Raw genomic sequence first — 11983 nt, 5'->3', positions numbered from 1 at the left:
CGGACGATCTTTTGATTTTTCAGGATTGGATAATGCTCAACCGCTCCCCCACCACCATCTCGGTAATCCAGTCCACCAGAATCGAGGTGTAGGCCTGCTGTGACACCGGGTCACTCAATGCGTGATCCGTGCCATCGATGATCCGGTGGGTCAACGAGTGGGTCTGCTGACACGCGGCGCGGTAACTCATGATCGTCGCGTGGGGCACGAAATCGTCGGTTTCCGATTCCACCAGCAGCACATCGCCCGTGAATTGCGAGCAGGCATGCAGGGCGCGATTGCTGTCGGCGCGCACCAGCGTATTGCGATAATCGCGCAGGTCGGCCTTGTCCAGATCGCGCTTGGGCGTATGCCATTGTTCGTCGCGGTACAGCGCCGGCACGCGCAGCGCCAGCCAGCGCACCGGGCGCAATGAGGTCAGGATCGAGGCCAGATAGCCGCCATAACTGGTGCCGACCACGGCGATCGCCGAGGTATCCAGCGCCGGGTGCGCCAGCAGGCGATCATAGGCCGCCAGCAAGTCACGCAGATTGTCTTCACGGGTCACCCGGGTCAGCGGGATTCCGGTGCCGCCGGTGTGCCCGCGCAGGTCGAAGGTCAGGCACACGCAACCCAGGCCGGCGATGCCTTTGGCCCGTTCCAGATCGCGCTCCTGACTGCCGCCCCAACCGTGAACAAACAACACCCCCGGCACTTTCGATTTAGGACTGAGAAAGGTCCCGCTCATCTGTTCGTCATCAATGTCGATTTGAATGCTTTCGCTTCTAGCCGTCATAGGATTGGACCGTCACATATTTGAGAAGAAACGCGCTGTTTTCCGCCGGGCCGCGATAGACCTCGATGGCGTCCGCCGGCAGCGCCTGATCGGTATAGGTTTCCAACGACGACACGCGGATGGCGCGCATCTGTGGGTCGTTGACGAAGCTCTGCAACGCCGCGACCTCGGCACTGCTGGCGCCGCCCATGCGCCAGGATTGTTCGAGCACGCCGCTGCGCGGCTGGCCGCTGGCGTCGAGGCCTTGCGCGATATCGTAATTGCGCCGCGAGGCGAAGAAGCGCGGGTAGGCTTCGTTGGCAGCGCTGTCGAACACCTGCGCCTGTTCAATGGCCAGGCGCACATCATCGGGCAGCTCCAGCGCCAGCAATTGGTCATAGCCGCCCTGCACCACCAGCAGATTCGAACCGCCGTAGACCTCTTCGCCCTCGCCGTCCTCGGTCAAGTACTGCTCGCCGCAGTAACTCAACACTTTGCCGCCGATGAACGACTGACCGACGCTGTGGGTAATGACGTTGCTCAAGTCCTGCTCCAGCACCACCCCGTCACTGAACAGACTTTGCGCCTCGGGGCGCGCGAGGATTGCATCGAACGCGTCGAGGCTTTTGATCACTTCCTGTCCGCGCCCGGCGCAGGCGTGGACCGGCTTCAAGCGAATCGGCCCGGCATACAGCAGATGTTCGGCAGCGGGCCGTGCATCTTCCAGGGCGAATACGCTGAGACCGTCGAGCACGACGTTGCGCACCCGCTCCGAAAACAGCGGCGACCAACCCTGCGGCGCATGCGCCAGATGGCTGCGCAAACCGTGGCTGATGGCTTTGGTGCAGATGAAATCGTAGTCGACGTAACCGCCCCACAAATCATCAGGGCCTTTGATGCCCAGCGCTTGAGCATGGGCGGCACCGACGATGGTCTGCGTCGGCAGTAGATACAGCTCGCGGCCCGAATGTTTGGCCGGGTCGTAACTGCCGCCGAATTTGCAATTGAGGATCTGCGCCAGCCAGCGCGCCAGGGCCTTGTTGGTCTCGACTTCATGTTGTGGCGCCTCGGCACGTACCGAATGGGCCACGACGATTTTTTTGCTGGGTGTCGGGGTCATGCGTTCCCCTTGTATCAGGCGATGGGTTCACTCAGGGAAATTGCAGAGATCAGGCCAATCAACGATCACCACGAACCGCCCGGTGATCGGGCGTTTGCCACGAGTGTGCTGGCATCGCGCCTGTTTCAAACTGCACGACGGCGCGGAAAATTCCGGCAAATTGCATGATCTCTCATCCTCGCCGCGATCGCTGTGGGAGTTCATTGATTCAGCTTAGCGCGTCAGACCAAACCGCCCCCGATAATCACTCGGCCCCAACCCAGTGATCTTCTTGAAGATCGCGCGAAACGCCCCCGGATCCTGATAGCCCACCGTCCAGGCGATGTGATCGATCGTGCCGTTGGTGAATTCGAGCATTTCCCGCGCCTTGCCGACCCGCAGATGCTGGCAATACTCGGTCGGCTTCAACCCTGTGGCCGCGCGGAATCGGCGCAGGAAAGTGCGTTCTTCCAGACTCGCGCGCTCGGCCATTGCCGCCAACGAAACCTCCGTCGCCCCGGTGCTTTGCAGCCAGTGCTGAACCTTGAGAATCGCCGCGTCACCGTGACTGAGGATCGGCGCGAAATTGCTCCCGCATTCGCTGGCGCTGTCACTGTGTTCCATCACCAGAAACCGCGCAGTTGCGGTGGCGATGCTCGGGCCGAGCAAGCCATCGACCAGACGCAATCCCAGCTCCGACCAGGCCATCAGCCCCGCCGTGGTGATCAGATCGCCGTCATCGACTATCGGCGTATCGGCCTTCAGTCTGATCTTCGGGTAACGCTCGGCAAACGCCTCGGCCGAGGTCCAGTGGGTGGTGGCGCTGCGACCATCGAGCAAGCCGCTTTCGGCAAGCATCAACGAGCCCACACAGACGCCACCGAGGGTCGCGCCGCGTGCATGCTGGTCGCGTAGCCATTGCGTCAGGCCCGGAGTCATCTGCGCTGCATCGAACCCGCCCAGAGACGGCGGAATCAGCACGGCGAGCAAAGCGTCTTCGTCACTCGGATGACTGTCATAAACCCGCGCTGGCAACTGCTCGCCTTCGACCTGCCAGTGACTGACCCGCAGCACAGGTAAGTGCACAGCCTGATACTCGGCGGCGATGCGGTTGGCCACCGCAAACAGGTCGGTCAGACCGTGCACCGCAGCCAGTTGCGCGCCGGGGTAAATCAGCACGCCCAATTCAGCAGTCGCGGCTTTTTGTGCAGCCATTGTCAGTTTTCCCCCGTCTATTGTCGGTGCGGCCAATCCTCCAATCCTCGGCCAGCGCCAATACTGAGGTCACACCCAATCACTGCCTCAAGGACAATCCCATGGCCAAGCAAGCGCTCATCGTAGTCGATATCCAGAACGACTACTTCCCCCAAGGCAAGTGGCCGCTGGTCGGCGCCGACGCCGCAGCCGACAACGCGGTGCGGCTGATCGCAGCCTTTCGCGCAGCGGGCGATTCGGTGGTGCACATTCGCCACGAATTCACCGCCGAAGATGCGCCGTTTTTTACCCCCGGCTCCGAAGGCGCCAAACTGCATCCGAAAGTGCTCAACCACGCTGACGAGCCGGTGGTGCTCAAGCACTTCGTCAACTCGTTTCGCGAGACCGAACTGAAATCGGTGCTAGACGATCAAGGAATCACCGAACTGGTGGTGGTCGGCAGCATGAGCCATATGTGCATCGATGGCATCACCCGCGCGGCGGCGGACATGGGCTACGGCGTCACAGTAATCCACGATGCCTGCGCCAGCCGTGACCTTGAGTTCAATGGCCTGACGGTGCCCGCCGCCCATGTGCATGCGGCATTCATGTCAGCGCTGGGTTTTGCCTATGCCAGCGTGGTATCAACCGAGCAGTTCCTGCACAGCAACGCCTAGCAACAACTGCTCAACCCACAGGCCCGCCACGTTGCGAGCCTTTTTGCGTCTGTCATGAAAATCTCACGCGTGAGTCATTGATGGCACTTTGCATTAGTTGTAGTGTGGCCCACGCGTGAGACGCTCATAACCGGATTCCAGCCATGACAAGCCGCACTCGGACGACTGCCGCCGCCAGCCCCAAGGGCGAGCGTGGCAAAGCGTCGGCGAAAAAACCGTCAAGCTTCTACATGAAGCAAATGCGCGCAGGCCTGGCCGCCGCCGGTTATGTGAAACACGAAACTTGGGTGCTTCCGGAAAACCGAAGCTTGCTCAAGCAAATGGAGCAACAGCTACGCCAACCGATTCTGGCTGGCTCTTTCATGTCGGAGAAATACATGAGCGCAGGCAACAACTGGACCATCGACAGCCTCTTCAATGCCCTCAAGGCGCTGGACGAGGTGGCTTCCCAAGAGATTTCGCTGTCCCTGATCCAGAGCTCCGAGCCGAGCATCAAGCTGCAAATGAACGAATTCGGCGGCCTGCCGATTCACATCGCCCTGGCCGGCCAGCAGGTCATCGTCGACACCGTGCTGGTCGACATCGACTCGATCAGCAATGTCCAGGCGTTCAACGATGCCGTGCTGCGCAGCCGCGAGATGTTCCCGCTGTCGTCGATCGGTATCGAGTCGATGCCCAACGGGCAGACCGTCTACAACATGTTCGGCGCCCTCAGCGCCGACTCGAGCCTGACCAACGTCATCACCGAGGTGAAAACCCTGGTCGACAACGTGCAGCGCGCCAGCGAAGCCTTCGAACACTTCTTCAAGTAATCAACAGGGAAAATCCAATGACTCAGTCCATCTGGAGCAAGTTGTTCACCGCACTGCGCGGCGGTGCCAATGAAGTCGGCGAAGCCATCGCCGACCAGCAGGCCCTGCGCATCCTCGATCAGGAAATCCGCGACGCCGACAGCGCGCTGTCGAACGCGCGCCGCGAGCTGGTGACGATCATGGCCAAGCACAAACTGGCCGCCGATCGCGTCAGCGAGTACGACGCCAAGATCAAGGATCTCGAAGCCAAAGCCGTTGCCGCACTGAATGCCGGTCGTGAAGACCTGGCGCTGGAAGTGGCCGAAGCGATTTCGACCCTGACCAACGACCTCGCTGCCGAGAAGAAACTCAGCGATGAGTTCGGCGCCTACGCCGACAACATGCGCAAAGACATCAGCAAAGCCGAATCGCGAATCAAGAGCCTGCGCCAGCAAGTGGACATGGCCAAGGCCCGCGACAGCGTGCAGAAAGCCCAGGTCAGCGCCTCGATTGCCAGCGGCGGCGCCAACGGCAAACTCGAAACCGCCGTGGGCACCCTCAACCGTCTGCAAGCCAAGCAGCAGCAACGCGCTGCCGAACTGAACGCCGCAGACGAACTGGCCGACGCCTCCACCGGCAACGACCTGGAACGCAAACTGCGCGACGCTGGCATCACGCCGAACGAAGGCAGCGCCAATGCGATCCTTGAGCGGTTGAAGCAGAAGTCCGCGCAGTAACACTGCAATCATAATTGTGGGAGCGGGCTTGCTCGCGAAGGCGTACTGTCAGTCAAATTTCTACTGCCTGTCACCCCGCCTTCGCGAGCAAGCCCGCTCCCACATGGTTTGCGGCGTGTCGTTCACCGCTTCGCCCGTTACACTACCGCCACTTTTTCACCCCGAACACCTCCACCCGCTTCAAGGAACGTACCCATGGGATGGTTTAAAGACTTGCTCGGCACCCGCAATTGGCAGGCCCCTGCGCCAACGAGCACCGGCGCCAGCGGCCCGCTGGGCATGGCTCAAGGCAAAGGCGTGCGCTTCGACACGACGCTGGCGTTGCTGCTGGAAGGCTCGACTTCGGTACGGGTGCCGTTCAATCAAGCGGTGTGGAGCGCCGGTTGGGTCGATCTTGGCCAGTCCAACAAACTGCACCGCTATTACATGAACGACGAGGATTTCTGGGTGCAGATCCACGTCACCGGTGAAGACCAGATCGAGTCGGTCACCCTGTTCAATTACCTCAGTTACGTGACGGTCAACAGCGACGCCGAACTGCAGCGTCTGGCCGGCCCGAACAGCCTGATCGGTCTGCCCACCTACAACCACGACGGTGTTGAGTACACCCGCGAATGGGGCACCGAGTTGCAGCAGACCGAACTGGTGCCGATGACCGAACACGTGGTCAACCCGGACGAGTCCTACACCATCAAGCACCACGCCATGCTGTATGCCCGCGACACCGGCCTGACCGATCGCCGCGAACTACTGCTGTTCTGCGTCGAACAGGATGAAGAAGGCACCGTCAGCCTGAGCACTTCGCTGGGCATTTCGCTGTACACCACTGATTTGAGCGCCATCTAAAAAAGGAAGTTTTTCATGCTGGAAGTGTTGGCCGTTTCCCTGAACAAAACCGCGTTGGTCGGTTTTGTCGTCTACCTGATCGGCGCCGTGTTGCTGCTCATGCTGTTTCAGTTCGTCTACACGCGCATCACCGCGCACAAGGAATTCGAGCTGATCCGTGCCGGCAACACTGCCGCCGCCATTGCCCTGTCCGGGGCAATCATCGGTTTCGCCATTCCGGCGAGCAACGTGATCGCCTACTCGGTCAACGTGCTCGACTTTGTACTCTGGGCGGTCATCGCAGCAGTCGTTCAGCTGTTGGCATTTGTTGCGACCGGGCTGGTGCTCAAGGGTACGTCCCAGCGCATCGCCAACGGCGAAGTGGCTGCCGGCATTTATGTGGCCGCCGTGGCGATCAGCGTCGGCATGCTCAATGCCGCGTGCATGACCCCGTCCCACTGACCGGCAGGAAGCCTCCCGATGAAACGCAGCAAATACGTGCAGTTGTCCCTCGCCGCGTCAGTGGCAATGGCGATTTCCGGGGAAGCGGCAGCGGTGGATCAGGCACGCCATTTCCAGAGCGTCGAGCAGTGCGTCGACGCCGAAGTGGCCGCCGATCTCTGCTCCAGCGCCTACGTCGCCGCTCTGAATGAACACCGACGCATCGCCCCGGCCTACAACGACAAGGCCAAGTGCGACGCAGACTTTGCCTCCGGCTGGTGTCAGAAAAATTCCGACGGCCGCTTCGTGCCCAAGCTCGGCGGCTTTAAAGTGCAGCGCGATGCTCAGACGCCGCAAGATCTGGACGCCATCGCCGATGCGCAGATGCCAGCGGGCGACACCACGAGCAGCGCAAGCACCGGCAGCTCACACTACTCCGGCGGCTCGGGTGGCGGCGGTAATGGCTGGCTGACCGGCTGGCTGATCGGCAACGCAATGAGCAACAATGCCAATCGCACCGTTTACCGCGATCGCGAAACGCGCCAGCCGTACAACACCTCTACGCAGTACCGCAGAGCTGAGACCACCACGCGCAGCCAGACGGATTATGAAAGCAGCAAGAGCAAACCGGTGAACGTTGCGTCGTCGACTTCGCGCGGCGGCTTCGGCAGCCAGTCCAGCGCCCGCAGCGGTTGGGGTGGCTGGGGCAGCAGTTCCGGACGCTCGAGCAGCTGACATGAAAAAGATCCACTGCGCCGAGCGCCCCGACTGGAAACACACCGCCGAAAGCCTCGGCTTCATGTTCCACACCATCGACGATGAACCGTACTGGGACGAAAGCGCCTACTACCAGTTCAGCCTCGCGCAAATCGAAAACGATCTGGAAGACCCGACTACCGAACTGCATGAAATGTGCATGGATCTGGTTGATCGCGTGGTCAGCAGTGAGGAGATGCTCGACCGCCTGAGCATTGCGCCGGCGCACTACGACATGATCCGCACCTCCTGGCGCGAAGGTCATCCGCATCTGTACGGTCGCATGGACTTTTCCTATAGCGGTAACGGCCCGGCGAAACTGCTGGAGCTCAACTACGACACGCCGACCAGCCTCTATGAAGCGGCGGCGTTTCAGTGGGGCTGGCTGGAACAGTGCATCGAGCGCGGCACGCTGCCGCGGCATGCTGATCAGTTCAACAGCATCGACACCAAGCTGCACCAGGCCTTCGCCGAGCTGCAGCTCAAGCGGCCGTTCTACTTTGCGTCGATGAAGGGCTCGGTCGAGGACAAAGGCACCACCGACTACCTGCGGCTGATCGCGGAAAAGGTCGGCATCGAATCACGCCACATCGATATCGAAGACATCGGCCTGACGGCTGAAGGTCGTTTCGTCGACCTGCAGGATCGCTGGATTCCACACTTGTTCAAGCTGCACGCTTGGGAATTCATTTTCCACGAACCGTTCGGCGCAGCGATTGCCGAATGCGATACGCAGTTCTTCGAGCCGGCGTGGAAGGCAATCCTGTCCAACAAAGGCGTGTTGCCCTTGTTATGGGAAATGCACAAGGGCCACCCGAATCTGCTGGCAGCGCACCTTGATCCGAACCCTCAAAGTACGGTGCCGAAAGGCTGGGTACGCAAGCCGTATTTTTCCCGCGAAGGTGCGAACATCGAACTGCAAACCGCCGAAGGGATGATTGTCAAAGAGGACGGGCCCTACACCGATGCGCCATTTATCCTGCAAGAGTTTGCGCCGTTACCGAAGTTTGGCGACAGCTACACGCTGATCGGCTCGTGGGTAATCGGCGACGAGGCGGCGGGTATTGGGGTGCGGGAAGACAATAGCCTGATCACCAGGGATTCGAGCCGGTTTCTGCCACACCTGATCCTCGACTAGATCACTCCCAGAATGAAAAAGCCGTAGCGTTTGCGCTACGGCTTTTTCATTCTGGTCAGGACGGTTCGGTTGTACGCGGCCCGCTCGTTACCGCAACCTCTTCTCTGGCGGGTTCGACCGTTGCCACTCCTGCCAGTCTGCGACGAGCGATTTCAGCACCACGACGACGCAGTGGCGTCTCGACGAAGCGGTAGTTCAGTTCGCTGCATACCACCATGATCAACAAGGCGGTGAGCACAAGCTCAACCGTATGCCCGCCACCCAGCGCCATGCCACTGCTGGCGGCCAATCGCGTCCATATCTCGGTACTCAGGTGATAGGCAAATATGTGCACCACGTACAAGGCGTAGGAACGTGAACCCAGCCACTCGAACAGCCCGCTGAAGATGGATGGGCAATAGATGTAGCCTTTCTGATAGCTGGCCAGCCAGACAATGATCAAAGCCGTTATCGCGATCAGACCGACAGCAATCGGCACCGCGATCATCTGCCCGGCAATCGCGCCCAACAGATACAGCAGAAACAGCGTAGTCGTCAGACGCTTGAACACACTGGTACCGAGCGCAACTGGCTCGATGTCCCGGTAGAGCGGCGTGCGGGAGAACAGGCAGAGCACAATACCCCACATCATCGCATCGAGTCTGAAAGAAAACAGCATCGGTGCCGGGGGCGCGGCAAAGCCATTGCGATCAAAGCCGAACTGCAGGGCGATCAAGGCAAGCAGGACAATCACCCGCCAGCGCGCCGATGTCACAAGCAGCAGAAAAAGCGGGAAGATGAGGTAAAACTGCTCCTCAAGCGCCAGACTCCAGTACACCGAGTTAGGACCGAGCAACAAACCGTACTGATTGGCCAGGTTGCCCGTGAACGTAGCCACGGCAGTAAAACTGCGCAGGTTATAAAACCACGACTGGAACGCATTCGACTCGTTGAAAAGAATCGAAAACGCTAACGGTATCAGCACCCATAACCACGCGGTGGGCAGCAAACGGTAAGCCCGCCGGATCCAGAATGACGTGGCGGCCAATCCGAACCTGTGCTGCTCACGGTGGCTATCGAAATAGTCGAGATACGCCTTGCTGACAACGTAACCGGAAATACAAAAGAACAGATCTACCCCGGTCCATGGGGAATACACGTTGTACAAGTTCATCAGGTACGAATCGTGGAATGGCAACAGTTGTGGAAGATGGGTCAGGACCGTCATGAGAATGGCCGCCCCGCGCAAATACTCGATTTCCTTGTTCTTGCGACTGGTCATGAGACTCTCTTGTTTTTATGTGCAAACAGGCGTTCGAGCGCCTGCAAGCGACGCCGAATGAGCTGACTTGTTATTCGTCGAAGGGATCATGGAGCGGCCCGCGACGACCTTCAAGGCTCCGTACAAAATCTTTTCCGGATATCCACCCGGACTCTTCGGTCTGCTGTCGGCGTTCTATTCATCGATGCCCCTGCAAAACGACAAAGCCCCCGCAATAGCGAGGGCTTTGTCTGGAAGCGATCAAATCTCAGAACGGAATATCGTCATCGAAGCTGTCGAAATCCGGAGCCGGTTGCGGTGCGGCCTGCTGAGGCGCTGGCGGAGCCGAACGCTGCTGCGGAGCAGACTGCTGCGGGCGTGGAGCCTGCTGACGTGGCGCCTGCTGCTGGTAGTTGTTGCCGCCGCCTTGCTGATCGCCCTGTTGTGGACGGCCGCCGAGCAGTTGCATGGTGCCTTGCATGTCGACCACGATTTCGGTGGTGTAACGCTTGATACCGTCCTTTTCCCACTCACGGGTCTGCAGCTTGCCTTCGATGTACACCTGCGAACCCTTGCGCAGGTATTCACCGGCGATTTCGGCAACCTTGCCGAACATCGAAACACGGTGCCACTCGGTCTTCTCGACCTTCTGGCCGGTTTGCTTGTCGGTCCATTGTTCGCTGGTGGCCAGACTCAGGTTGGTCACGGCGTTACCGTTAGGCAGGTAGCGAACTTCGGGATCCTGGCCGCAAGTGCCGACCAATATGACTTTGTTAACCCCACGGGCCATAACGTTCTCCTAAGCGTCGCACGCAGCCCCGGCCGGGTTGTTGACCAGGCGTTCGAGGGTCGTGCGATCCACTAATTCTTTGTCCAGTTTGATGTAAACAGCCGCCTCTTCGGCGACTATCACTGCATCCGTTACCCCTACGAGGGCCTTGAGACGCTCGACCAGACCCGCTTCGCGGATCGCTTCGGGCGACAACGGCAAGCGCAGGCTCGTCACGTAGGGAGGTTCGCGCATGGTAACAGCAAAGGCCAGCCAAAGTGCAGCCAGCCCGGCACATCCAAGGAACACAACCGACAGACCGCCATGCTGAAACAGCCAGCCGCCGAGTATCCCGCCGAGTGCCGAACCGAGGAACTGGCTGGTGGAGTACACGCCCATGGCCGTGCCCTTGCCGCCTGCCGGTGAAACCTTGCTGATCAGCGATGGCAACGAAGCCTCCAGCAGATTGAACGCGGTGAAGAACACCACGGTGCCAATCACCAGAGCGCGCAGGCTGTCGCCGAACTGCCAGAAGAATAGTTCAGTCAGCATCAATGTCATGACGGCGCCGAGCAAAACTCGTTTCATTTTGCGTCGCTTCTCGCCGTAGATGATGAAAGGGATCATGGCGAAGAAGGAAATCACCAGCGCGGTGAGGTACACCCACCAGTGCTGCTCCTTGGGCAGGCCGGCTTTTTCCACCAGCGCCAGGGGCAAGGCGACGAAGCTCGACATCAACATGGCATGTAACACAAAGATGCCCAAATCAAGGCGCAGCAGGTCCGGATGCTTGAGCGTCGGCAGCAATGCCTGCCGCGCCACCCCGGATTCACGGTGCTGCAACGGCCCGGTGGAGCGCGGCACCATGAACATGATGATCAGGATACCGACCAGCGCCATGCCGCCAGTAGCAAGGAACAACCCGGACAGCCCGAAGGCACGGGTCAGCAACGGCCCGACCACCATGGCCACGGCGAACGACAGGCCGATGGTCATGCCGATCATCGCCATGGCTTTGGTTCGATGCTGTTCGCGGGTCAGGTCGGACAGCAGCGCCATGACCGCTGCGGAAATCGCCCCGGCGCCCTGCAGGATCCGCCCGGCGATCACGCCCCAGATCGAATCGGCCTGCGAGGCGAGGACACTGCCGAGGGCGAAGACGATCAGTCCCAGATAAATCACCGGTCGACGGCCGATCCTGTCGGAAATGATCCCGAAGGGGATCTGGAAAATTGCCTGGGTCAGGCCGTAAGCGCCAATCGCCAGCCCGATCAGGGCCGGGGTCGCTCCCGCCAGATCCATGCCATAGGTCGCCAGCACCGGCAACACCATGAACATGCCCAGCATACGGAAGGCGAACACCAGGGCCAGACCGCTCGCCGCGCGGGTCTCGCTGCCACTCATGCGTTCGCTGTGGGGATCGTGCATGGAAAAACCTCGTGTGAACCGGCGGCGATTCTACCAGTCCCATCGGAAGACGGGGTATATCGCGACGCTATGACGCGTATAGATGAAACTCTCTTCATGAACGGCAAGAAGCCTTCGTTGGATAGTGTGCATCC

At 60.1% G+C, this 11983-nt stretch carries 13 protein-coding genes; 7 read left to right on the top strand and 6 right to left on the bottom strand.

Annotated features, from left to right (window positions below; genetic code table 11):
- Positions 1-19: 19 nt before the first annotated feature.
- From ACP7D9_RS17270 to ACP7D9_RS17260, 3 genes are all read right to left on the bottom strand, one after another.
- Positions 20-775 (bottom strand): alpha/beta hydrolase family protein, encoded by a 756-nt coding sequence (locus ACP7D9_RS17270; RefSeq protein ID WP_426158756.1) that lies wholly within the window; start codon positions 773-775, stop codon positions 20-22.
- Entirely contained in the window at positions 765-1874 is a 1110-nt protein-coding gene (locus ACP7D9_RS17265) for a DUF3182 family protein (RefSeq protein WP_426158754.1), read from the bottom strand. Before ACP7D9_RS17265 ends, ACP7D9_RS17270 begins: the two co-directional genes overlap by 11 nt.
- A 213-nt stretch (positions 1875-2087) precedes the next feature.
- Complete coding sequence (locus ACP7D9_RS17260; RefSeq protein ID WP_426158752.1) at positions 2088-3068, bottom strand: GlxA family transcriptional regulator; 981 nt, start codon at positions 3066-3068, stop codon at positions 2088-2090.
- A gap of 101 nt (positions 3069-3169) precedes the next feature.
- On the opposite strand from ACP7D9_RS17260, the gene ACP7D9_RS17255 reads away from it, so the two are divergent.
- From ACP7D9_RS17255 to ACP7D9_RS17225, 7 genes are all read left to right on the top strand, one after another.
- The gene (locus tag ACP7D9_RS17255) at positions 3170-3724 is read left to right on the top strand and encodes a cysteine hydrolase family protein (RefSeq protein WP_101160766.1); all 555 of its coding nucleotides are present in this window, start codon (positions 3170-3172) and stop codon (positions 3722-3724) included.
- Positions 3725-3954: 230 nt separating this feature from the next.
- Entirely contained in the window at positions 3955-4536 is a 582-nt protein-coding gene (locus ACP7D9_RS17250; RefSeq protein ID WP_313004270.1) for a YjfI family protein, read from the top strand.
- A 17-nt stretch (positions 4537-4553) separates the two neighbouring features.
- Positions 4554-5252, top strand: a complete 699-nt coding sequence (locus tag ACP7D9_RS17245; protein WP_101160773.1) for a PspA/IM30 family protein — start codon at positions 4554-4556, stop codon at positions 5250-5252.
- Positions 5253-5447: 195 nt separating this feature from the next.
- Entirely contained in the window at positions 5448-6098 is a 651-nt protein-coding gene (locus tag ACP7D9_RS17240) for a DUF2491 family protein (RefSeq protein ID WP_426158749.1), read from the top strand.
- A 15-nt stretch (positions 6099-6113) separates the two neighbouring features.
- Complete coding sequence (locus tag ACP7D9_RS17235) at positions 6114-6539, top strand: DUF350 domain-containing protein (RefSeq protein ID WP_426158747.1); 426 nt, start codon at positions 6114-6116, stop codon at positions 6537-6539.
- Between the two features lie 18 nt (positions 6540-6557).
- Entirely contained in the window at positions 6558-7253 is a 696-nt protein-coding gene (locus tag ACP7D9_RS17230) for a DUF1190 domain-containing protein (RefSeq protein ID WP_426158746.1), read from the top strand.
- Between the two features lies 1 nt (position 7254).
- Entirely contained in the window at positions 7255-8412 is a 1158-nt protein-coding gene (locus ACP7D9_RS17225; protein WP_426158744.1) for a glutathionylspermidine synthase family protein, read from the top strand.
- Between the two features lie 55 nt (positions 8413-8467).
- Here the strand turns inward: ACP7D9_RS17225 and ACP7D9_RS17220 are convergent, their stop codons facing one another.
- The 3 genes from ACP7D9_RS17220 to ACP7D9_RS17210 form a co-directional block, all read right to left on the bottom strand.
- On the bottom strand, positions 8468-9673 hold the full coding sequence (locus tag ACP7D9_RS17220) for an acyltransferase family protein (protein WP_426158742.1): 1206 nt from the start codon (positions 9671-9673) through the stop codon (positions 8468-8470).
- 247 nt (positions 9674-9920) lie between these two features.
- Complete coding sequence (locus ACP7D9_RS17215) at positions 9921-10442, bottom strand: single-stranded DNA-binding protein (RefSeq protein WP_042610650.1); 522 nt, start codon at positions 10440-10442, stop codon at positions 9921-9923.
- A gap of 9 nt (positions 10443-10451) precedes the next feature.
- Positions 10452-11849, bottom strand: a complete 1398-nt coding sequence (locus ACP7D9_RS17210) for an MFS transporter (protein ID WP_426158740.1) — start codon at positions 11847-11849, stop codon at positions 10452-10454.
- Between the last annotated feature and the right edge of the window lie 134 nt (positions 11850-11983).

Origin of the sequence: Pseudomonas sp. TSRC2-2, from assembly GCF_049897785.1 — a bacterium.
In the GTDB taxonomy this organism is placed as follows: Bacteria; Pseudomonadota; Gammaproteobacteria; order Pseudomonadales; family Pseudomonadaceae; genus Aquipseudomonas.
The sequence above is the reverse complement of the archived record's forward strand: the minus strand, read 5'-3'. Positions and strand labels throughout refer to the sequence as shown.